At 71.1% G+C, this 21,886-nt stretch carries 15 protein-coding genes and 2 pseudogenes; 4 read left to right on the top strand and 13 right to left on the bottom strand.

Annotated features, from left to right (window positions below; translation table 11 throughout):
- Nucleotides 1-92: 92 nt before the first annotated feature.
- Nucleotides 93-508 (bottom strand): annotated as a pseudogene (locus ACGFYH_RS21590) (IS5 family transposase); the annotation flags it as partial.
- Between the two features lie 68 nt (nt 509-576).
- Between ACGFYH_RS21590 and ACGFYH_RS21585 the strand changes: the two are divergent.
- Nucleotides 577-864 (top strand): hypothetical protein, encoded by a 288-nt coding sequence (locus tag ACGFYH_RS21585; protein WP_393804760.1) that lies wholly within the window; start codon nt 577-579, stop codon nt 862-864.
- 381 nt (nt 865-1,245) lie between these two features.
- On the opposite strand, the gene ACGFYH_RS21580 is transcribed toward ACGFYH_RS21585, so the two are convergent.
- The 4 genes from ACGFYH_RS21580 to ACGFYH_RS21565 all read right to left on the bottom strand — a co-directional run bounded on the left by ACGFYH_RS21580 (nt 1,246) and on the right by ACGFYH_RS21565 (nt 2,910).
- Nucleotides 1,246-1,377, bottom strand: coding sequence for a hypothetical protein (locus tag ACGFYH_RS21580; RefSeq protein WP_393804759.1), 132 nt, complete (start codon nt 1,375-1,377; stop codon nt 1,246-1,248).
- Between the two features lie 76 nt (nt 1,378-1,453).
- Nucleotides 1,454-1,591 (bottom strand): hypothetical protein, encoded by a 138-nt coding sequence (locus ACGFYH_RS21575; RefSeq protein WP_393804758.1) that lies wholly within the window; start codon nt 1,589-1,591, stop codon nt 1,454-1,456.
- A 107-nt stretch (nt 1,592-1,698) separates the two neighbouring features.
- Entirely contained in the window at nt 1,699-2,040 is a 342-nt protein-coding gene (locus ACGFYH_RS21570; RefSeq protein WP_393804757.1) for a hypothetical protein, read from the bottom strand.
- A gap of 621 nt (nt 2,041-2,661) precedes the next feature.
- Nucleotides 2,662-2,910: a hypothetical protein gene (locus tag ACGFYH_RS21565; RefSeq protein ID WP_393804756.1), complete on the bottom strand. Its 249-nt coding sequence runs from the start codon at nt 2,908-2,910 to the stop codon at nt 2,662-2,664.
- 440 nt (nt 2,911-3,350) lie between these two features.
- Between ACGFYH_RS21565 and ACGFYH_RS21560 the strand changes: the two genes are divergently transcribed.
- Nucleotides 3,351-5,618, top strand: a complete 2,268-nt coding sequence (locus ACGFYH_RS21560) for a hypothetical protein (RefSeq protein ID WP_393804755.1) — start codon at nt 3,351-3,353, stop codon at nt 5,616-5,618.
- Between the two features lie 66 nt (nt 5,619-5,684).
- Here ACGFYH_RS21560 and ACGFYH_RS21555 read toward each other — a convergent pair whose 3' ends face one another.
- From ACGFYH_RS21555 to ACGFYH_RS21540, 4 genes are all read right to left on the bottom strand, one after another.
- Nucleotides 5,685-9,080, bottom strand: a complete 3,396-nt coding sequence (locus tag ACGFYH_RS21555) for a CARDB domain-containing protein (protein WP_393804754.1) — start codon at nt 9,078-9,080, stop codon at nt 5,685-5,687.
- Between the two features lie 377 nt (nt 9,081-9,457).
- The gene (gene argG / locus ACGFYH_RS21550; protein WP_393804753.1) at nt 9,458-10,903 is read right to left on the bottom strand and encodes an argininosuccinate synthase; all 1,446 of its coding nucleotides are present in this window, start codon (nt 10,901-10,903) and stop codon (nt 9,458-9,460) included.
- Nucleotides 10,904-10,949: 46 nt separating this feature from the next.
- A complete protein-coding gene (locus ACGFYH_RS21545) occupies nt 10,950-12,389 on the bottom strand; it encodes an NAD-dependent succinate-semialdehyde dehydrogenase (protein ID WP_393804752.1) in 1,440 nt (479 codons plus the stop codon).
- Between the two features lie 68 nt (nt 12,390-12,457).
- Nucleotides 12,458-13,726 (bottom strand): aspartate aminotransferase family protein, encoded by a 1,269-nt coding sequence (locus ACGFYH_RS21540; protein WP_393804751.1) that lies wholly within the window; start codon nt 13,724-13,726, stop codon nt 12,458-12,460.
- A 225-nt stretch (nt 13,727-13,951) separates the two neighbouring features.
- Here ACGFYH_RS21540 and ACGFYH_RS21535 point away from each other — a divergent pair, with 225 nt between their 5' ends.
- Nucleotides 13,952-15,595, top strand: coding sequence for a PucR family transcriptional regulator (locus tag ACGFYH_RS21535; RefSeq protein WP_393804750.1), 1,644 nt, complete (start codon nt 13,952-13,954; stop codon nt 15,593-15,595).
- A gap of 114 nt (nt 15,596-15,709) precedes the next feature.
- A pseudogene (locus ACGFYH_RS21530) lies at nt 15,710-16,281 on the top strand (dihydrofolate reductase family protein).
- 70 nt (nt 16,282-16,351) lie between these two features.
- Here the strand turns inward: ACGFYH_RS21530 and ACGFYH_RS21525 are convergent.
- The 4 genes from ACGFYH_RS21525 to ACGFYH_RS21510 are packed head-to-tail and all read right to left on the bottom strand — an operon-like array spanning nt 16,352 to nt 21,816.
- Nucleotides 16,352-18,733 (bottom strand): glycoside hydrolase family 3 N-terminal domain-containing protein, encoded by a 2,382-nt coding sequence (locus ACGFYH_RS21525; RefSeq protein ID WP_393804749.1) that lies wholly within the window; start codon nt 18,731-18,733, stop codon nt 16,352-16,354.
- Complete coding sequence (locus tag ACGFYH_RS21520; protein ID WP_393804748.1) at nt 18,730-19,548, bottom strand: carbohydrate ABC transporter permease; 819 nt, start codon at nt 19,546-19,548, stop codon at nt 18,730-18,732. The genes ACGFYH_RS21525 and ACGFYH_RS21520 overlap by 4 nt, the downstream gene beginning before the upstream one ends.
- Nucleotides 19,545-20,501: a carbohydrate ABC transporter permease gene (locus tag ACGFYH_RS21515; RefSeq protein ID WP_393804747.1), complete on the bottom strand. Its 957-nt coding sequence runs from the start codon at nt 20,499-20,501 to the stop codon at nt 19,545-19,547. Before ACGFYH_RS21515 ends, ACGFYH_RS21520 begins: the two co-directional genes overlap by 4 nt.
- 10 nt (nt 20,502-20,511) lie before the next feature.
- A complete protein-coding gene (locus ACGFYH_RS21510; RefSeq protein ID WP_393804746.1) occupies nt 20,512-21,816 on the bottom strand; it encodes an ABC transporter substrate-binding protein in 1,305 nt (434 codons plus the stop codon).
- Nucleotides 21,817-21,886 lie beyond the last annotated feature (70 nt).

The following is a 21,886-nucleotide window of genomic DNA, read 5'->3' as shown; positions in this document are numbered from 1 at the left end:
GCGAGTAGACCTTCATCACCATAAGAGATCCCTCCTACCCGGCCCCTGCCGGGGCCGGGCTCAGAGGTGTCCACCACTCGGGGACAGGTCCCGACCTTCGTGCTCAAGCCGCCGCGGGAGCGTCCGAGCGCGTGGTCGTCGGGCTCGGATCTGTCGGACGCCCCCTTTTCCTGGCTCCGGCCGAATGCTGGTGAGCCCGGCAGACGGTGGAGTCCACGGAGACCGTCCAGCCCACGTCGTCATCGGCATCAGCCATTGCAAGAACCGCAGTGAAGACCTGTTGCCAAGTCCCGTCCATAGCCCACCTGATCAGGCGTTTGTGCGCGGTTTGAAAGGAGCCGAGTTCTTCTGGCAGGTCGCGCCAGGGTGAGCAGGTGCGGTACTTCCACGCGATCGCTTCCAGGGTCCGGCGGTGGTCGGCCCACCGTCGTCCACGGACTGGATCGGCCGGCATCAGCGGCTCGATCCGGGCCCACATCGCATCAGTGATCACCAACCGGACAGACACATCCGATCAACTGATCAACCCGTCAAAGAGACACGCTCTAGCCCACCTTCGCCGCTGCTCTGCACGCGTTGACCGAGGCCAAGGACCAGGCGCTTGGTGCGCACATTCTGCAGTGTATGGCTCACCAGTTGTCCGATCTCGGACACATGGAGGAGACTCTCGAACTGGTGGTGCTGGCGCAGTACGGTGCCCGCTGGCAGATGACTTCCGCCACCGTCTCGATGCTTGCAGCGCTGGAGTCCCAGTTCCAGACAATCCTTCGGCATCCGGCGGAGAGCGACACTGCTGCCAGCCGAGTGCAGGACCTTCGAACGGATCAATGCCGACGATCAGCCCGCGTACATCACGTTCTTTGATCTTGCTGAGCTGAGCGCCACGCTGGGCATGACTCACCAGACTACTGCAAGGCATCTCGACAGCGCCAGCCGGACCGCGCGGGTGTACCGCTCGGAGGGTCTCGTGCAACAGCGCTGGCTGCCCGGCCCGACCTCCACCGCCGCCGCTCCCAGGCCTTCGATCACCTCGGCCTGGCGCGGACCCACCTCTTTGCCGGTGGGGTTGAGGGAGTACCGAGGAGACTAAGCGCTGTCTCCAACTGCTGAAAGCTGCTCGGTTCCCCGCGGGTGGGTGACCGGCTCGGCGAGTTGGACCAGGAGGCCGATCCGTTCGCGGACACGCGGCCAGGGCGGGAACTGAGGGAGCAAATCCACGATGTGCTCGTCATTACGTCCTGAGCGTCAGGCTGCTTCCACTACCTCGTCCCGTATGGCGAGCGCCCATTCGACGACGAGCCGCCGGTAGACCTCCCGATCCTCTTCCCTCAGTCGACCGCCGGCGCGCAGCATCAGCTGTCGGATGTCATCGTTCACCGCGGCGGCAGGCCGTGCGGGGCCAGGGTGAGCGGACGTCGGGGGCATGATTTAAGCGTACGGGGCGGCACTGACATCAAGCCCCGAGTACGTCCATAAGGTGGTCGTCGAGATCGGCCACCCACTCCTCGCGTCGCAACGGCCGCAGTTTCTTGCGGGCCTGCCGCATCCAGAGCGCCGGCACCCGGCCACCGGTGGTAGAGGCGGCGGCCACGCACTCGTGGAACAGCTCGGCGGCCGACTGGGGCTCACCCAGGCGGATCCGGGCGAGGGCCTGGGCGGTTGTGACGATCGCGCGCTGAACGACCTCGCGGGGCAGGCTTAGGTCCGCAGCGGATAGGGCGAACCGATCATGCGCCTTGGCCGCACACCGACGTACAGCTCGCACATGCCCTCGAAGCCGAGGAGGTGGCCGGCCGGAAAGCTGGTGGGTGCCGGGGCGTCGGTGTGGGTGGCTTCCCTGTCGTACCAGGCCAGCCCGAGTACTGTTTCAGCCTGGCGTCCTTGTCCGGCCCGGGCGGCGATCTCGGCTGGCAGGGCGTGCGCGCGGGCCCGCATCAGCGTCGATTCCCCGGTACGCTCGGTGCGCACGACGGCGTCTACGAGGCGCCGCGCGGCGTCGATGCTGTCCGTAGAGTACATCGTGACGAGTGCGTGGCTCATGTGGGCGGCGGCAGCGCGCCATGGGGAGCCGAGCGCGGCTGCTTCCTGGGTTGCCTCGCTGAGGGGGCCGTCGAGGCGGGATCGTCTCGGGTCTCGAAGGCCGACCGGTCGGAGAGGCTGGCAGGCCCGGCCGCCACTGACCTGCAAGCGCTCGACGTGACCCCGCGGGCTGCTCCGGCTGCTACTGGGTCCGGTACAACTGGCTCACCACCTGGTACGACTGGCAGGCCCAGGTAGCCGGGTGCACGTACTGTCGGGCAGGCAGCATGAGCTGGGTCTCCCACGGCCGCCGGACCGCGCACGAGGAAGCCACCACCGGCGCCGGTCAGCCCGAGCTTCTGCCGACGGGCGGGCCGTGCCGCACCTGTGAGAAGGCGATACGGCACCATACCCCCGCTACGACGGGAGGAAGCCCTCTGCGTCGCCGTATGACGCAGGGGGCTACTATTTTCGCAGCTCAGAGCCCTACCTGGGAGGGTGATCCGAGGGAGTTCTTAGGGAGTTCCCTCTGCCACGGGGGGTTCTCAGGGGGTTTCCGCGTGAAAGATCGCGGAACATCGAGAAACACCCGGAAACACTTAAACACCAGGTCGCAGCAGCCTTTGGCTCACTCGACGCAGGTCAGGCCCGCTCCGGGGTGGAGTACCCGACGTACCCGGCTCCGGCGGTCTGATCCGCGAGGCGAGTACCGCGAGCGCGCGCCAGGGGGCGGTGGGACACGGACTCCGCCGCCCTCCCCCGCGCGCGTGCCGGGCCGTGGCCGGCGGCGGCGCGGCCCTCGCCGAGCGCCGGCACGTCGGCCATGACCCGGCCGGGCCGCCGGACGCGCAGATCCGTCAGCAGACCGAGGATCCGCGCCCGCACCGACACGCGCGGACGGTGCGCCGTCCGGCGGACCGCGGCGCGGTGCCTGTCTGGGCCGGGTGGTCGAGGAGGGCGGGTCCGCGCGGGTCTGTGGCGTCTCCCTCCCCGTGCGCGAAGGCACCGGTCCTTGGGGGTCTGAGCCTGCTGGAGCGCTCCGGACGGACCGTCCTGCGCGGCCCGGTGCCGCCGGCCACCAGCCCGCCGTCCGGCTGCCCCTTCCGCGCCCGCTGCCGGAAGCGGACGGCACCTGCGCCACCGCCTTTCCGGCGGCGGAGTGACGGGGGCCGTCGGTGGCACTGCGTCCGTCCGCGGGAGAGGGCCGACCCGCCGGAGGTCACGAGCGGAGGCTGACGGGTATCGGCCGGCCCTGACCGGGGCATGCGTGTCATGGCACTCCCTGCCGCGAGCCGTGCGGCTCGGCGGTCGGCCGATACGAGAATGGTTCCATGGACGCACTGGTTCGGCGCTCGCCCTGGGTCGAGGTACTGGTCTGGTGTGTGGCGGTACTGAGCCTGACCGTCCTGGCCGCGGCGGCCGTCGTCCGCAGTACGGTGCTCGATCCCCAGTTCTACGGCCAGGTGCTGGAGGACGAGCGGGCCTACCAGCGCTTCTACGACGAGGTGCTGGTGGACCCGGGCAGTACGCCGTTCACCATCGACCTGCTTGACCGGCTGCCGGTTCCGCAGTCGACCATCACCTCGAACCTCAAGGTGGTGATCCCGCCGGAGACGCTGCGGACCATGGGCGAGGGCCAGATCACGGAGATGGTCCACTACCTGGAGGGCGACCGCGACCGGCTGCGGATCACGGTCGATCTGGAACCCGTCGTCGCGAACGTCGAACGGCTCAGCCAGGCCTACTTCGGTGATGCCGTCGCCGCGCTGCAGCAGCGGTCCGAACCGGACTACCAGGCCTTTGTGCAACGCCTGTCCGAACTGGTGGCGCGGGTGGTGGCCGGTGAGGCGCCGCTGGACGAACTGCCGACGCTGCCGCTGTCGCACAGCCAGGCGGTGACGGCCACCGACGCGCTGATGCGGCTGGTGCCCGACGGCCCCGAGCACGACGGCATCGGATCAACCGTGCGGACGGCGCTGGACCGGGGCGACGTGGCCTCGGCCCTGGCCGCGATCGCCCCGGCCGCCCTGACCGACCGGGTCCGGGCCGCCGCCGAGGAGCTGCTGCGGGAGGCGCGGCAGGGCACGTGGGTCGTGACCGTCGACATCGATCCCGACACCGAGGCGCTGGCTCCGCTGAACCGTGCCCGCTCCGTCACCCGGCTCTTCCAGGAGGTGGTGGAGCCGGCGGCGGCCGTGCTGTGCGCCGCCGCGCTCACCCTGCTGTGGCTCTCCACGCCCTCGCCCGCCAGGCGCCGGCTGATGCCACTCGGCTGGGTGCCGGCGGCCGCCGCCTCGCTGATGGCGCTCACGGTGCTCCTGCTGCGGCTCACGCTGGGCGACGCGCTGTTCGGCGCCCCGCCGTCGTGGCCACCGGCGGCGTCGGGCCTGCTCGCCGACGTCCAGGCCGCCGCTCTGGACCGGCTGCTCACCACCGCCGTCGTCGTCGCGGTGATCCTGCTGGCCGCGGGGGCCCTGCTGATCACCGTCGCCTGGGCCTGGCAGACCCGGCCCAGTGTGCCGGTCCTCACCGATCCCCGGCACGTTCCGGCGCTGACCTTCGCCGTCACGGCCCTCGCCCTGGTCGGGACGATGCTGGCGCCGGTGGCGATCACCGGTTCCTCCCCGCGCATCTGCCAGGGCAGCGCCGACCTGTGCGACGCCCGCTACGACGAGATCGCCCAGCTCGCTTCGCACAACGCGATGGCGACGACGGCCGACCGGTTCATCGGCCCCCTGCAGGACCCGGACATCGTCGGGCAGCTCGACGCCGGGGTGCGCGTCCTGCTCCTCGACACCCACCGCTGGGAGCGGGCCGAGGAGGTCGCGGAGCGGCTGAGCACCTCGGACTTCTCCCCGGCCGAGCGCCGTCGGCTGACCGGAATCCTGGAGCGGGTGAACCCGCCCCACCCGGGCCTTTGGCTGTGTCACTCGGTGTGCGGTGCCGGGGCCCTCGAACTGGTTCCTGCCCTGCGGCAGATCGGTGAGTGGCTGCGGGACAACCCGACGGAGGTCGTCACGCTGATCCTCCAGGACGGCGTGGACTCGGTGACGACCCAGGGTGCGTTCATCCGGGCCGGACTGTCCGGTCTGCTGTACGAGCCGGACACCGACCCGGACCGCCCCTGGCCGAAGCTCGGGGACATGATCGACAGCGGCCGGCGGCTGGTCGTCTTCGCGGAGAAGGCGGACGGACCCGCACCCTGGTACCGGAACCTCTACCGGTACGGCATGGAGACGCCCTTCGCCTTCCGCAGCCCGGACGAGATGTCCTGTGTGCCCAACCGCGGCGGCTCCGACAAGCGGCTGTTCCTGCTGAACCACTTCGTCACCGCGAACGGCGGGTTGCGGCTGGACGCCGGGGTCGTCAACTCGCGCCAGCGGGTGCTGGAGCGGGCGCACAACTGCGAGCGGCAGCGCGGCCGACCGGTCAACTTCATCGCGGTGGACTACGCGACGATCGGCGACGCGCTCGGCGCGGTCGACGAGCTGAACGCCGAACGCCTCAAGGACGACGACCGCGTCCCGGTCGAACGGTCACCGGGCCGGATCCGGGGCGCGCGGGACGCCCGCACGCCGGGCGCGGGGCAGGGGACGTGAGGGCGGCACGGTGCCCGGCGACACGGGCGTGCCACGTGTCGCCGGGCGGCCGGGCGGGCCGGGTGCCTACTGGTCGATCCTGAACTGGGAGCCGGGTTCGATCCGCACGTCCTCCTCGGCCGAGTTGGTGATCGTGACGTCGGTCAGGGTGGCGCTGCCCCGGGCGCCGCCCATCGCGAGGATGCCGGAGCCGTTGTTCGACCTGTCGATGCGGACATGGTCGATCCTCACGTTTGGCATCGCACCGCCTCCCGTCTTGAACTGGATGCCGTCGTAGGTCGAGTCGAGGATCTCGGTGTCCCGGATGGTCACGCCGGGGATGTCCCGGCCCTGCGCGAAGAGGGTGATGGCGCCGAACTCCTGCGCCTCGCCCCAGAACGCGCCGCCCGTCCGGTGCAGGGCGTTGCCTGCGATGAGGGTCTGCCCGGAGAAGGGCAGCGGGTCGTGGTCGGTGGCGAGCATGATGCCGGGGTAGTTCATGGTGTCGGAGATGACGTTGTTCTCGATGGTGTTGCCGTGACCGCCGTACACCGCGATGCCGTTGGCCCGCCACGGCAGCTGGATCGTGTTGTTGCGGAAGTGGTTGTCGTGGCCGACGTCCACGGAGGTGTCCTTGACGTACTTGCTGGCCCACACCGCGAGCGAGTCGTCACCGGTGTTGCGGAAGGACGAGTTGTAGACGGTGGAGTTGCGGGTGCCGTTGGCGAAGTTGATGCCGTCGGCGTAGGTGTCGCGGATGCGCACCCCCGTGAACCGCAGGCCGTCGCCGGGGCCCCACAGCTCGGGGATGTTCGCGTAGTCGCGGCCTACCCAGACGCCCACGTTGGCGTGTTCGATCCACACGTTGGTGATCTCGGTGTCCTTGCCGAAGCGGCCGTTGAGGCCGACGCCGCCCTCCTGGTTGCCGTCGCCGCCGCGGATGGTGCCCGAGCCGAAGATGGCGATGTCGGAGATCCGGGTGTTGTCGTCGATGTCGAAGCCGAAGTTGCCCTCGTGCGGGTGGTTGATGCCGCCGGCCTCGTGCGGCGGGGTCAGGGCGTAGAGCTGGGAGTGCCACATGCCGGCGCCGCGGACGGTGACGTCGCGGATGCCGACCTGGTTGTACTGGCCGCGGTTCTGCGGGTCGTCGGTGAGGATCTTCTGCTCCTGGCGCCACTGCCCGGCGGGGATCCACACGCAGTCGATCCGGCCGTTCTGGTCGTCGGTGACGGCGCGCTGGACGGCGTCGGTGTCGTCGAGCCCGTCGCCGGGGACGGCCCCGTACTCGGTGATGGAGGTGCAGTCGGCCGGCTTCTCCTTGGGCGGCGCGACCTGCTCCAGGTCGATCAGGTCGATGACGTAGAAGGCGGCCGTGTCGCCCGCGTCGCGCTGGAGGCGGAACTCGGTGCCCTGCGGGAAGGTCCGGTCCAGCAGCGCGTGGGACTCGTCGAACAGCCGCCGCGCGTCGCCGCCGGGCCGGTTGGTGAGTCCCTCGGGGTCGTCGGTGTTGCCGTACAGCCAGCTGTGCTTGGACGACAGGTTCAGCTTCTGCACGAACTCGCCGTCGGCGTAGAGGCTGATGGTGGCCTCGGTCCCACCGCCGCCGGGGGCGTCGGGGACGGAGTTGCGCACCACGATGGAGTTGGTGGGTGTGGTGGAGGTGAACTCGACGTAGTCGCCGCCGGAGTCGAGCCGGACGGACTGGCGGCCCGAGGACTCGGTGCCGAAGTCGGTGTGTCCGAAGGTCCGCTCGGCGTCGGTGGTGAGCAGCGTCCCGTCGTAACGGCCGTCCTCCGCCTCGTACTCGGTGTACGGCACGGCGGCGCCGCGTCCGACGACGAGGGACTTGGCGAGCACGTTGTTGTTCTCGTTGGTCTCGGTGACCACCGAGGTGGCGTCGGCGGTGGCGGTGAGCGTGACCCCGCCACCGGCCGCGGTCCAGGTGCCGCTGACCGGCACGTTCACCGTGGCGCCGGCCGCCACCTGTCCGGTCGTGCCGTTCAGGGTGGTGGAGCCGGCCTGGATCCGGGTCACGGAGCCCGCCTCGGCCGCACTGGTGCCGCGGTTGTGGACGGCGACGGTGAAGGAGACCTTCGCGCCCACCGCCGGGTCGGCCGGGTCGGTGGTGATGGAGCGCACCTCGAGGTCGGGTCCGGGGGCCCGGCCGACGACCAGCCGGTCGGTGGCGGCGCGGCTGTTGTTGGTGTCGTCCAGTTCGGCGACGGTGTCACGCGGGTCGACCACGGCGGCGACCGCGTAGCTGCCGGCCGTGTGGGTGCCGGTGGAGACGGCGACCTCGGCGGACTCGCCGGGGTCGAGCGCGGGGACCGAAGCGCTGCCGGCCGCCGTGCCCTCCACGGTGACCTCGGTGGTGGTGGCGGCCGAGGGTGCGGTGCCGGCGTTGCGGACGGTGGCGCCGACGGTGACCTCGTCGCGCTCGGAGGGCGCGGCGGGCGACCAGTCGAGGCCGGTGACCGTGAGATCGGGCGCGGGCGCCGCGGTGCCGAGGACCTGGAACTCGGCGACCTGGCCGCCGGGCGCGCCGGTGTTGGAGAAGAAGCGGAGCCGTACGTCGGAGACCCGGCCGCCGACCGGGATGGTCACCGCGTTGTCCCGGCCCGGGCTGAAGGCGTAGTCGGCGCGGTCGCGCAGCGGGGTGAAGTCGCTCTCGCCCTGGGCGCGGCCGGACACCTGGATGCTCTGGGTGCGGGCGGACCACACCGGATCCGGGTCGAGCTTGACCACGACACCGGTGACGTCCGCGTCGGCGCCGAGCTTGACGGTGAGGTCGGCCGGGTGGCCGGCGGCCTCCCAGTAGGTGGAGGTGGAGTCGTCGGTGGCGTTGGCCGCGACGTAGTTCTGGGTCGTCGAGGTGGCCTCGGCGGGTTTGTTGCGGGCGAGGTTGGTGCCGGTGGGCGGCGGGCCGGTGTCGGCGTCGTCGCCGTACACCTCCAGCTCGGCCAGCTGTGCGGCGTTCCAGCCGGTGTTGCCGGTGACGTCGACGCGGACGTAGCGGGCCTCGGAGGGGGAGTCGAGGTCGACGGCGACGGTGCCCGCCTGTGCCGGGGTGAACGCCCGTCCGTCCGAGGCGTCGAGGGTGCGGAAGGTGGAGCCGTCGGTGCTGCCTCTCAACGAGAGCGTCTGGGTCCGGCTCTCCCAGCCGGCGGGCAGTTTGAGGACCACCCGGTCGATGTCGCGTGCGGCGCCGAGGTCGACCTGCAGCCACTGCGGGAAGGAGCCGGCCGGCCCCTCCCAGTAGGTGGCCTGCTGTCCGTCGGTGGCGTTGCCCGCCGGGTAGGCGCCGTGCGAGCCGCCCGCGCTGGCCGGGCGGCCGAGGGCCAGGTTGACGTCGGCGGCGGCCGTGACCGGCGCCGTCGCCGCCTGCGCGGTGGCGGCGAACGGAAGCGGCAGCAGCCCGACCGTCAACAGCCCGGCGACGACGGCGCCCGTGAGCGTCCGCCGGCCGAGAGATCTCCGTCTCATGGGGGTCCTCTGTTCGGTGGGGAGTCGGGGAGCGGGCGCGACGGTCCGGCAAGCAGGAGGGAAACACCGACTCTGCGCGCCAATTGAGCGGTACAGTCGATTCTTTGCGGAAAGTGCGTCATCAGGTTTCTAGCGCGTCACCTGTTTGTCAACCGTCGCGGTAGAGGCGCGAGTTGATGCGCAAACGGCTTGCGTCGCTTACCACGTGCTTGCGCAGCACTTGAACTGGCAATCCAGGAGCACGGGGGGAGGAATGGGCTGTTCGAAGCTCGCAAGGCGCGCAAGTCATACACGAGGTGAGGAAACAAGAAGGGCCGGCCCGATGCCCTCAGGCATCGAGCCGGCCCCTTCCGGTGCGGGGTCCCCCCGGGGGACGGTCAGTCCGTGCCGGACTCCATCGCGGCGCGGTCCAGCAGCTCGTCGTCGGCGGAGACCTCGCCGCGGGAGGCGATGGCCTGGGCACCGCCCTCCGGCATGGCGCCGATCAGCCCGGTCGCGGCGGCCTGGGCGGCGCCGATGGCGGGGTTGGCGCTGCCGATCAGACCGAGCCCGGCGTACTGCTCCAGCTTGGCGCGCGAGTCGGCGATGTCGAGGTTGCGCATGGTGAGCTGGCCGATCCGGTCCACCGGACCGAACGCGGAGTCCTCGGTACGCTCCATGGAGAGCTTGTCCGGGTGGTAGCTGAACGCGGGTCCGGTGGTGTCGAGGATCGAGTAGTCCTCACCGCGCCGCAGCCGCAGCGTGACCTCGCCGGTGACCGCCGAGCCGACCCAGCGCTGCAGCGACTCGCGGATCATCAGCGACTGCGGGTCGAGCCAGCGGCCCTCGTACATGAGCCTGCCCAGGCGCCGCCCCTCGCTGTGGTACTGCGCGAGGGTGTCCTCGTTGTGGATGGCGTTGACCAGCCGCTCGTACGCCGCGTGCAGCAGGGCCATGCCGGGCGCCTCGTAGATGCCGCGGCTCTTGGCCTCGATGATGCGGTTCTCGATCTGGTCCGACATGCCCATGCCGTGCCGGCCGCCGATGGCGTTGGCCTCCATGACCAGGTCGACGGCGGAGGCGAACTCCTTGCCGTTGACCGTCACCGGGCGGCCCTGGTCGAAGCCGATCGTCACGTCCTCGGCGGCGATCTCGACCGACGGGTCCCAGAACCGCACGCCCATGATGGGCTCCACGGTCTCCACGCCGGTGTCGAGGTGCTCCAGCGTCTTGGCCTCGTGGGTGGCGCCCCAGATGTTGGCGTCGGTGGAGTACGCCTTCTCCGTGGAGTCCCGGTAGGGGAGGTCGTGGGCGACCAGCCACTCCGACATCTCCTTGCGGCCGCCCAGCTCGGTCACGAAGTCCGCGTCCAGCCACGGCTTGTAGATCCTGAGCTGTGGGTTGGCGAGCAGGCCGTACCGGTAGAACCGCTCGATGTCGTTGCCCTTGAACGTGGAGCCGTCGCCCCAGATCTGGACGTCGTCCTCGAGCATCGCCCGCACGAGCAGGGTGCCCGTGACGGCGCGGCCGAGCGGCGTGGTGTTGAAGTAGGCCCGCCCGCCCGAGCGAATGTGGAACGCCCCGCAGGTGAGCGCGGCCAGACCCTCCTCGACCAGCGCCGCGCGGCAGTCGACCAGGCGCGCGACCTCGGCGCCGTAGGCCTTCGCACGGTCGGGCACCGAGGCGATGTCGGGCTCGTCGTACTGGCCGATGTCGGCGGTGTACGTGCAGGGGACGGCGCCCTTGTCACGCATCCACGCGACCGCGACCGAGGTGTCGAGGCCGCCCGAGAAGGCGATACCGACGCGCTCGCCGGTGGGGAGGGAGGTGAGGACCTTGGACATAGGAAGAGTATGCATGATTACGCATGACCATGCAAAGCGTCCCTCGTCACCGGGCCGGCATCGCCACGTACTGGTACTCCAGGAACTCCTCGATCCCCGCCCTGCCGCCCTCCCGGCCCAGACCCGACTGCTTGACGCCGCCGAAGGGCGCGGCGGGATTGGACACCAGGCCGGTGTTGAGGCCGACCATGCCGACCTCCAGGCGTTCGCTGACCCGCAGGGCGCGGTCCAGGCCCTTGGTGAAGACGTAGCCGACGAGCCCCCAGGGGGTGTCGTTGGCCCGGCGCACGACCTCGTCCTCGTCCTCGAACGTGAGGATCGCCGCCACGGGGCCGAATATCTCCGTCCCCGTCAGACGGCTGTCCGGAGAGACGTCGGTGAGCACCGTGGGCGGGTAGAAGCAGCCGGGCCCCTCGGGCGTGCGGCCGCCGACCAGCACCCGGGCACCCCGCTCCACCGCGTCGGCGACCAGGTCCTCGACCTTGGCGCGCCCGGCCGCGTCGATGAGCGGGCCGACGTCGACGCCGTCACCGGCGCCGGGCCCCATCACGAGTGCCCCCATCCGCCGGGCCAGCCGGTCCGCGAACTCCTCGGCCACCGAGCGGTGCACGAAGAAGCGGTTGGCGGCGGTGCAGGCCTCGCCCATGTTGCGCATCTTGGCGACCATGGCGCCGTCCACGGCCGTGTCCAGGTCGGCGTCGTCGAAGACGACGAACGGCGCGTTGCCGCCCAGCTCCATCGAGGTCCGCACGACCGTGTCCGCGCACTGTGCCAGCAGCAGCCGCCCCACAGCCGTCGAACCGGTGAAGGACAGCTTGCGGAGCCGCCCGCCACGCAGAAGCGGTTCGCACACCTCCCCCGCCCGGGAGGTGGTGACGACGTTCAGCACGCCGTCGGGCAGGCCCGCCTCCTTCAGGGTCGCCGCGAGGGCCAGGCCGGAGAGCGGGGTCTGGGGAGCCGGCTTGAGCACCATCGTGCAGCCGGCCGCGATCGCGGGGCCGATCTTGCGGGTGCCCATGGCGAGCGGGAAGTTCCACGGGGTGATCAGCAGACAGGGTCCGACCGGACGCCGGGAGAGCAGCATGCGGTTGCGTCCGTCCGGCAGGACGCCGTGGCCACCGTCGATCCGGACGGCCTCCTCGGAGAACCAGCGGAGGAACTCGGCGGCGTAGGCGACCTCGCCCCTGGCCTCGGCCAGCGGCTTGCCCATCTCGGAGGTCATCAGGTGCGCGAGCTCGTCCGTGCGCTCCAGGAGGATCTCGTACGCGCGGCGCAGGATCTCGCTGCGCGCCCTCGGCGCCGTCCGGGCCCACTCCTCCTGGGCCTGGACCGCCGCCTCCTCGGCGAGCCGGGCGTCCTTGGGTCCCGCGTCGGCGACGTGGCACAGGATCTCGCCGGTCGCCGGATCGTCCACGGGCATCACGGCGCCGTCCGCGGCGTCCACCCAGGAACCGCCGACGAACAGCTGTGTGGGGGTGTCGGTCATGGGGTCCCTCCTGATCGGCCGATGTGTCGTCTGTGCGGTCCGGGTCGCCGGGCGCCGCGCGGCGGGCGTCACCGGCCCGCCGCTCCCGACGTACCGGCCTCGACGGCCGCGGCCCACGCCCGGAGTCCCTCGTCCACGGCCGTCTCGTCGATCACCAGTGCCGGGATCATCCGCACCACCTGGTTCCAGGCCCCGCAGAGCAGGAGGAGCAGTCCCTCGTCGACGGCGGCCCGCTGCACCCGGGCGGCGGTCCCGGGGTCCGGCTCGCCGTCCGCGGTGACGAACTCACTCGCCAGCATCAGCCCCATGCCCCGGACGTCGCCGACGGCCGGTGTCCGGGCCGCCACCGCCTCCAGTCCGTGGCGCAGCCGGGCGCCCATCGTCCCGGCGTTCTCGACGAGCTTCTCGTCGCGCACGACGTCCAGCGTGGCGCAGGCGGCCGCGCAGGCGACCGCGTTGGCGCCGTAGGTCCCGCCCTGCGAGCCCGCCCAGGCCTTGCGCATCAGCTCCTCGGGGGCGGCGATGCCGGACAGCGGGAAGCCGCTGGCCAGGCCTTTGGCGGTGACGAGGATGTCGGGGCTGACGCCGAAGTGCTCGTGGCCCCAGAACCGGCCGGTGCGGCCCACCCCGGTCTGCACCTCGTCCAGGATCAGCAGGAAGCCGTGCCGGTCGGCCCGCTCCCGCAGGCCCTGCAGGAAGGCGCGGTTCGCCGGTACGTACCCGCCCTCGCCCAGGACCGGCTCGACGACGACGGCGGCCGTGTCGGCGGGTGAGGAGATCGTCTGGAGGGTGTAGTCGAGTTCCCGCAGGGCGAAGCGGGTGGCGGTCTCCTCGTCCCAGCCGTAGCGGAAGGCCGTCGGGAAGGGGGTGACGACCACGCCGCTCATCAGCGGTGAGAATCCGGACCGGAAGCGCGTTCCGGAGGTGGTCATGGAGGCGGCCGCCACCGTGCGGCCGTGAAATCCACCGTGGCAGACCAGGACGTTGGGACGGCCGGTGGCCTGGCGGGCCAGCCGGAGCGCGGCCTCGACCGCCTCGCTGCCTGAGTTGGTGAAGAACAGACTGTCCAGGCCGGCCGGGAGCACCTCGCCGAGCTTGTCGACCAGACGCCGCAGCGGCTGGTGCATGACGGTCGTGTACTGGCCGTGGACCAGGGTCCCCACCTGCTCCTGGGCGGCGGCCACGACCCTCGGGTGGCAGTGTCCGGTGCTGGTGACGCCGATGCCCGCGGTGAAGTCCAGATAGCGGCGGCCGTCCTCGCCGTGGATGTGGACCCCCTCGCCCCGGACCGCCACCACGGGGGTGGCCTGGCGAAGGTGCGGCGACAGTGCGGTCATGCTCGTCTCCCGGCCTGCTCGTCGGTCTCCTGCGGTGCCCCCAGCCTTCCCGTCGCGGCAGGTCCCGCAACGCGTGATCTGTCCGGCCCTGGCCCGGTGTCCGGACGATGTGTCAGCCGTTCGGCGCACCCGGCACCGCCCGCCCGCGCCCCCGCCGCGCCCCGAGCGCTCTTGCACAGGTCAGCGAGGCTTGTCAGAGTGACCAGGGCGCGGCAGGGAGGCACCGTGAGCGAGAACCGGCAGCAGGGCCCGGCGGGCCGCTCGCCCACGGTGGCCGACATCCTGGCCCTGCCGGTCCTGGCCGGGGGCGGTCCGCGGGTGGTCACCGGCGAGGAGTCCGTCGACCGTCCGGTCCGCTGGGTCCACATCACCGAACTGACGGACCCCGCCTCCTTCCTCAAGGGCGGCGAACTCGTCCTCACCACCGGCATGCCCCTGCCCGACGACCCGGCCGGAGTCCGCCGCTACGTCGACGAACTCGCCGCCGTCGGTGCCGCCGCCCTGGTCATCGAGCTGGTACGCCGCTACCACCGGCCGCCCGACGCCCTGGTCCAGGCCTGCCGTGCGCGCGGCCTGCCGCTCGTCACTCTCGCCAGGGACGTCAACTTCCTGGAGGTCACCCAGGTCGTCCACACCCTGATCCTCGGCCACCAGGCGGAGGCGATGCGCCGGACCCAGCGCGTCCACGAGGCGTTCACCGCCCTCACCCTGCGGGGCGCGGGACCCGAGGAGGTCCTGCGGGCCGGGGCGGAGATGAGCGGCCGCACGGTCGTGCTGGAGAACCTGGTCCACCGGGCGCTGGTCTGCGAGCCGTCCGGGGCCACGGCTCAGGCCGCGCTCGCGCAGTGGGAACGGCGCTCGCGCACCACACCGGCCACCGACCGCGCCGGGGTGGCGGGGCCCGAGTGCTGGCTCACGGCCCCGGTGGAGTACCAGGGCGAGAGGTGGGGCCGGGTGGTCATGCTCCCCGGCCGGGCCTTCGGACCCGAGGACGTTACGGTGCTGGAGCGGACCGCGATGGCGCTCACCATCGCCCGTCTCACCCACCCCACGCCCTGGGAACGCACCGCCCACCGCAACGCGCTGCGCGATCTGGTGGAGCAGCGTCACCGCTCCCCCGCGGACGCTCGGGCCCGCGTCGCGGCCCTGGGGCTGCCCGTGGAGCACGCCCGCTTCGTCGCCGTCCTCGCGGACCTGCCGTCCGAGGAGGACACCGCGGCCGCCGAGACCCGCCTCGCCGAGGAGCCGGCGACGACGGGAGCGCGGGCCCTCGTCGGGCTCCTGTCCCCCACCCGCCTCGGCGTGCTGCTGGCGCTGCGCCCGTCCCGGCCGTGGCGCGAAGCCGTCGAGCGGCTGAGCCGGACCGCCCTTGGCGCGGCCCCGGATGCGGCCGTGAGCGTCGGCCCGCCGGCCGACGACCTCGCCGGTGTGGCCCGTTCGTTCCGCGAGGCGGCCCGGGTGGCCGAGGCCACCGAACCCGGCCGGCTGCTCCCGCCCGGCCGCTCCTTCCACGAACGGTCCGACATCGGCCTGCGTCGCCTGCTCTTCGCCCTGCGCGACGATCTCCGCGTCCAGGACTACGCGGAACGGCAGTTGGGCCCGCTTCTCGACCACGACGCCCGGCACGGCACCGGTCTCGTGCCGACCCTGCGCGGCTATCTGGACGCCGCGGGCAACAAGACCGCGGCCGCCCGCGCCTGCGGCCTGTCCCGGGAGACCGTCTACCAACGGCTGCGCACCATCGAGCGGTTGCTCGGCCGCGACCTGGAGTCCGGCGAGCAGCGCACCGAACTCCACGTGGCCCTGCACGCACTCGACGCGCTGCGGGCGCACCCCTCCACCGGCCGGGACCGGCCGTCCAGCGGATGAACCGGTGCCGCCCGTGGACGCGCGCACAGGCGTCGTGGCCAGGACCGATGAGTTTCTCCCCGGCCCCGGGTCGAAGGGGTACACGGACCGGACGCCAAACGTTGAGGAACCCCCATGCGTACTCTGATCAGCACTGCGTTCGTCTCGCTCGACGGTGTCGTGGAGGCCCCCGGCGGCGAGCCCGGCTACCGGAACTCCGGGTGGACCTTCACCCACGTGGACTTCCTCCCCGAGGCGTTCGAGATCAAGGGCCGGGAGCAGGGCGAAGCCGCGGCTATGCTGCTGGGCCGGGTGAGCTACGAGGCGTTCAGCCCGGTGTGGCCCGACATGACGGAGTTCGCCGCATACCGGACGATGCCGAAGTACGTCGTCTCCACCACCCTCACCGAGGACGGCCTGGCGGCGGACTGGGGCGAGACGACGATCCTGCGCTCGCTCGACGAGGTCGCCGCACTGAAGAGACCGAGGGCGGCCCGGTCATCGTCCACGGCAGTGCCGCCCTGAACCACGGTCTCTCGGACGCCGGCCTGATCGACCGCTACCACCTGCTGGTGTTCCCGCTCCTCCTCGGTGCGGGCAAGCGGCTGTTCAGCGCCACGGACAAGGACGCCCAGAAGCTGAGGCTCGTCGAGCACGAGGCCTACGCCAACGGCCTGCAGAAGAACGTCTTCGACGTCGTCCACTGAGCCTGCCTTCACCCGGCGGTGGTGCCGGGTACCGTGCCCCGGGACCACCGCCCGTCGTACCGCCGGCGGCTCAGGCGCCCGCGGCCGCCTCCTGCGTGAACACCGCGTGCAGCCGCCGCCTGTGGTCGACCCGGCGCTCCGGACCGGTGAGGGCGACCGTCGCCGTCAGGAGCGGGGCGGTGCTGGACGCGGCGAGCCGCAGCTCCAGGCCGCCCGGCTCGACGACGCGGCGGCCGTCGCGGCCGGTGAACGAGGCCAGGTCGGCGGGCACCTCGACGCGCACCCGGCGGGCCTCGCCCGGCGCCAGCGGCACCCGCGTGTAGCCGACGAGACGCTGTACCGGCTGGACGACGGAGGCGACCGGGTCGTGCAGATAGAGCTGTACGACCTCGGTGCCGTGCCGTTCGCCGGTGTTGCGGACGGTCAGTTCCAGCGAGAACTCGCCGTCGGTGGGCGCCTCCTCGGTGTGCACCACGAGGTCGCTCCAGGCGAACGTGGTGTAGGTGAGCCCGTGCCCGAAGCCGAAGGCGGGCGTCGGGTCGATGTTGGACACCTCGCTGGCGTGGGCGAGCCGCGCCCCGAGATAGGTGGTCGGCTGGGCACCGGCTCCGCCGGGCACGCTCACGGGCAGCCTGCCGGTGGGACCGGTGCGCCCGCTGAGCACACCGGCGATCGCGGCGGTGCCCTCCTCGCCGGGGAAGAACGACTGCACGATCGCGGCGGACTCGGCCACGGCCCGGCCCAGGGCGTAGGGACGGCCGGCGAGCAGCACGGTGACCACCGGTTTGCCGCAGTCGAGCAGCGCGTCGAGAAGCTGCTGCTGGGCGCCGGGCAGGGCGAGGGACTCGGCGTCGCAGCCCTCACCGCTGGTACCACGGCCGAACAGGCCCGCGCGGTCGCCGAGGACGGCGACGACGATGTCCGCCTCGCGGGCCGTGTCCACCGCCTCGCCGATGCCGGACAGCTCACCGTCGTCGACTCCGGTGCCGCGGGCGACGGTGATGTCCGCGTCGGGGAACTCGGCGGCCAGGGTGTCGCGCAGGGTCGGCAGGTCGATGCCCACCGGGACCTCCGGGTGCTGCACGCCGACGTGCCGCGGGAAGGAGTAGCAGCCCAGTACGGCCGTCGCCTCGGTGGCGTTGGGGCCGACCAGGGCGATGCGGCGGGGCCGGGCGAGCGGCAGGGTGCCGTCGTTGGTGAGCAGGACGACCGACTTCTCGGCGACCTCGCGGGCCAGTTCCCGGTTCTCGGGCCGGTCCAGGTCGATCCTGCCGCGCAGCGCTTCCGGATCGTCCAGGTCGACGCCGTCGAGCGCGGCCGGTACCGGGCTCCAGTCCGGGTCGAGCAGTCCGAGCGCCGCCTTCTGGCCGAGCACGCGGCGCAGCGCCCGGTCGATGAGCGCCTCCGGGACACGTCCCTCGGTCACCGCTTCGACGAGCGGCGCGCCGAACGTCTTGACCGTGGGCAGCTCGATGTCGACGCCCGCTTCGAGCGCGGCACCCGCGGCGCCGGCCCAGTCGGCGACGATGCCGTGCAGGGTCTTGAGGAAGGCGATGCCGAAGTAGTCGGCGACGACGGTGCCCTCGAAGCCCCAGGTGTCGCGCAGCAGCCCGGTCAGCAGCGTCTCGTCGGCCGCGGCCGGCACACCGTCGGTGTCGGTGTACGCGTGCATCACCGAGCGGGCACCGCCCTCGCGGATCGCCATCTCGAAGGGGGGCAGCAGGACGTCGGCGCGTTCGCGCGGGCCCACGGAGGAGGGGGCGAGGTTGCGGCCGGCGCGGGAGGCGGAGTAACCGACGAAGTGCTTGAGGGTGGCGATGATGCCGGCGGACTCCAGGCCCCGCACATAGGCGGTACCGATGGTGCCGACGAGGTAGGGGTCCTCTCCGATGGTCTCCTCCACCCTGCCCCAGCGGGCGTCGCGGACCACGTCGAGGACGGGCGCGAGGCCCTGGTGGACGCCCACGGACCGCATGTCGCGGCCGATGGCGGCTGCCATCCGGCGCACCGCGTCCGGGTCGAAGGTGGCGCCCCAGGACAGCGGAACGGGGTAGGCGGTGGCGCCCCAGGCGGCGAAGCCGGCCAGGCACTCCTCGTGTGCGACGGCGGGGATGCCGAAGCGGTTCGCCGAGGTGATGCGGGCCTGGGTGCGCATGAGGGAGAGCGCGCCGAGCGCGGGGTCGACGGGCACGGAGCCGAAGGGGCGCGTGAGCTGGCCGAGGCCGGCGGGCACCAGCGCGTCGAGGTCGACCGCCTCCTCCATGTCGTGCTGGTGGGGGGCCACTTCGCCGCCCTTGTCGGAGGCGCCGACCCATACTCCGTAGAGCTGGGCGATCTTCTCCTCGAGGGTCATCGCACCGATGAGTGCGTCGACTCTGGTGGCGACGGGGTGGGTGGGGTCGTTCCAGAGGGGGATTTCGGGGGTGGTCTCTACGGCCACGTTGGCGGTCACTTTCCTCCGACACCCATCAGCCCCTGGACCAGGGCGCGACGGGCGAACAGGTAGACGAGCAGGATGGGCACCATGGACAGCACCACGGCTCCCAGCAGACCGGGGATGTCGATGCCGTGCGCGGTCTGGAAGTTGTACAGACCCAGCGTGACCACCTTGGTGGAGTCGGACTGGGTCAGGACGAGCGGGAACAGGAAGCCGTTCCACGCCTGGAGCGCGGAGAACACCACGATCGTGGACAGTCCGCCGCGGGACAGCGGCACGACGAGCTGGAAGAACATGCGCCGCGGGCTCGCACCGTCCATGGCCATGGCCTCGTACAGCTCCGGCGAGATGTCGCGCATCGCGCCGCTGAGGATCAGCGCGGACATCGGCAGGCAGAACGCGGCCGTGGGCAGGATGACACCGAGGAGGTTGTCGTACAGCCCGGCTTCGCTGATCAGGTAGAACATCGGCACGATCACGGCCTGGGCCGGGATGGCGAGGCCGAGCAGGAACAGCCGGAAGATCGCCGACGTGGTCCGGCCGCGGCTGCGGACGATCGCGTAGGCGAGCGGCGGGACCAGCAGCAGGACGATGCCGATCACACAGGCGGTGACGACGAGTGTGTTGAGGAAGTACTGGCCGAAGCCGGAGTCGAAGGCGCCGGTGTAGTTGTCCAGCGTGAAGCTGTCCGGGATCGAGACCGGGCCGTTCTCGGCGTAGTCCTGGCGGGTGCGCAGGGTCGCGGCGAGCATCACGTACAGCGGCAGGCCGACCAGGACGAGCCAGAAGAGCGAGCCGGCGCCGGCCACGTAGTTCGGTCGGCGCCTCATGACACACCCTCCATGGAACTGCGCATCTTGTCGTAGCCGGAGACCCGGACGACGATCAGCGAGATGACCGTGGCCGCGACGACCAGGGCGAGGGCGATCGCGGAGCCGGTGCCGTAGTCGAAGCTCCTGAACGCCTTGTCGTACATGTAGTAGGCGCTGATGGTGGTGTCGGTGCCGGGGCCGCCCTGGGTCAGGATGAGGACCGTCTCGAACGTGGTCAGGCCGCCGACGATCATCAGGATCATCGAGGTGATCATGGAGGTGCGCAGCTGCGGCAGTGTGATGTGGAAGAACTGCCGGTAGCGGCCCGCCCCGTCGATCTCCGCCGCCTGGTACAGCATCTGCGGGACCGCTCGGGCGGCGCCCTGGTAGATCAGCGTGTGGAACGGGGTGAACTGCCAGGTGCTGACGAACGCCAGCACCCCGATGGCGGTGGCCTGTTCGCCGAACAGGTTGCCGTCGCCGAACAGCCAGGTGGCCTCGGCCGGGATGCCGAAGTTCGGGTCGAGCAGCGCCCGCCACAGCACGGACACGGCCGTCGCGGACAGCAGCAGCGGGACGAAGTAGATGACCGAGAGGACGGCGCGGTTGCGCTGGTGACCGGCGGCCCAGACGCCGAGCAGGATGCTCAGCGGGGTCTGCAGGAGCACGCCGAGCACGGTCAGCAGCAGGGTCAGCCAGATGCTCTTGAGCATCACCGGGTCGTCGATGAGGCGCGACCAGTTGTCCGTGCCGACGAACTCGGGCGAGCTGATCCCGTCCCAGCTCATGAAGGACAGCACCGCCACCATGATCAGCGGGACGATCGCGAAGAGGGCGAAGAACACTGCGGCGGGCAGCGCCCAGGCGAAGCCGGGGCGGCCAACCTTCGTCGTGGACGAGGCGGGCGGCCGCCGCCGGGACCCCTTGCGGGGTCCGGCGGCGGGCCGGGCGCTCGTGATCTGTGTGGTCATGAGCCGTTCGTCACTCGGTCGGGAGGGCCTGCATGGCCTTGATGAAGCCGTCCGTGTCGAGCTGTCCGTTGAAGAACTGCTGGATGGCCTTGTGCATGTCCGAGCTCGCCTTCTGCGGGTACGCCTGGTCCCACGACAGCTGGAACGACGGGGCGTCGGCGACGAGGTCGTACTGGAAGCGCGAGTACTCGGGGGTGCCCGAGCCGTCGATGAACTTGTCCGTGTTGGTCGTGGTCGGCAGGTTGCCGATGTCCAGCTGCGCCTTGACGAACTCGTCGGAGTACATGAGCTTCAGGAACTCGGCGACGGCCTCGGGATGCTTGGTCTTCTTCATCACCGAGTAGTAGTTGTTGGTGTTGCCGGCGACGTTGGCCGGGTCGCCCTTGCCGCCCTCGACGGTCGGGAAGGCGCTGTAGCCGAGGTCCTTCTCGGCGAAGTCCTTGTGGTCCGTCAGCTGCTGGGAGAAGTACCAGGAGCCCATCAGCTCGAAGCCCGCCTTGCCCGAGGCCACCAGCTGCACCGAGCCCCCGTTGGTGTACTTGACGGAGTCGTAGTTCTTGCCGAAGGCGCCGGAGTCGACGAGCTCCCTGATCATGTCCAGGGCCTTCTTGCTGTCCGCACTCTCCCAGGCGCTCTTGTCGCCCCCGACGGCCTTCGCGAACAGCTCCGGTCCGGCTATGCGGTCGTAGAGGTACTGGAACCACATCTGGGTGGGCCAGACGTCACCGCCGCCGAGCGCGATGGGGGTGACGCCCTCGTCCTTCAGCTTCCCGACCGCGTCGAGCAGTTCGTCCCAGGTCTTCGGCGGCTCGACGCCCGCCCCGTCGAGGACCGCCTTGTTGTGGAAGAGCAGGACCGGCTGGGTGCCGCGCATCGGGATACCGTACGGCTTGCCGTCGACGACGGCGTTGTCGAAGACGGACGGCAGGAACTTGCTCTTGAGGTCCGGGTTCTTCTTGATGAAGTCGTCCAGCGGCAACAGCAGATCGGCCTTGACGAACGGCTTGATGCTGCCGCCGCCCCAGTTGAAGAAGACGTCCGGGGCCTGCGGGGTGCTGATGATCGTCTGGAGCTTCTGCTGGTAGTCGGCACCGGGGATGGTGTCGAGGACGGCCTTGACATCGGACGTCTTGTTGAACTTGTCGATGATCCGCTTCTCGACCTTGTTGGTGGCGTCCCCGTAGACCAGGACATGGATCTTGCCGTCGTCCGACGACGCCCCGCCGTTCCCGTCACCGCAGGCTGACAGGCTCAGCGCCAGGGCGAGCGTCGCGCCGGTGGCGACCAGTCTGGGCAAGCGCGCACGTGTCTTCATCGTTCGCCTCTCGAAAGTTTCGGCATCAACACCGAAAGTCCATGCTGGTCGGACAGTAAAGTGAGACGTG

It is taken from the genome of Streptomyces sp. NPDC048392 (assembly GCF_043200575.1).
In the GTDB taxonomy this organism is placed as follows: Bacteria; Actinomycetota; Actinomycetes; order Streptomycetales; family Streptomycetaceae; genus Streptomyces.
This window is presented reverse-complemented; position numbering and strand designations above follow the sequence as displayed.

Excerpts from the sequence above, each read along its gene's own strand:
- argG (WP_393804753.1), bottom strand. The coding sequence starts at position 10,903 with ATGTCCAAGGTCCTCACCTCCCTCCCCACCGGCGAGCGCGTCGGTATC.
- ACGFYH_RS21515 (WP_393804747.1), bottom strand. The coding sequence starts at position 20,501 with ATGACCACACAGATCACGAGCGCCCGGCCCGCCGCCGGACCCCGCAAG.
- ACGFYH_RS21540 (WP_393804751.1), bottom strand. The coding sequence starts at position 13,726 with ATGACCGCACTGTCGCCGCACCTTCGCCAGGCCACCCCCGTGGTGGCG.
- ACGFYH_RS21545 (WP_393804752.1), bottom strand. The coding sequence starts at position 12,389 with ATGACCGACACCCCCACACAGCTGTTCGTCGGCGGTTCCTGGGTGGAC.
- ACGFYH_RS21520 (WP_393804748.1), bottom strand. The coding sequence starts at position 19,548 with ATGAGGCGCCGACCGAACTACGTGGCCGGCGCCGGCTCGCTCTTCTGG.
- ACGFYH_RS21570 (WP_393804757.1), bottom strand. The coding sequence starts at position 2,040 with ATGAGCCACGCACTCGTCACGATGTACTCTACGGACAGCATCGACGCC.
- ACGFYH_RS21555 (WP_393804754.1), bottom strand. The coding sequence starts at position 9,080 with ATGAGACGGAGATCTCTCGGCCGGCGGACGCTCACGGGCGCCGTCGTC.
- ACGFYH_RS21510 (WP_393804746.1), bottom strand. The coding sequence starts at position 21,816 with ATGAAGACACGTGCGCGCTTGCCCAGACTGGTCGCCACCGGCGCGACG.
- ACGFYH_RS21560 (WP_393804755.1), top strand. The coding sequence starts at position 3,351 with ATGGACGCACTGGTTCGGCGCTCGCCCTGGGTCGAGGTACTGGTCTGG.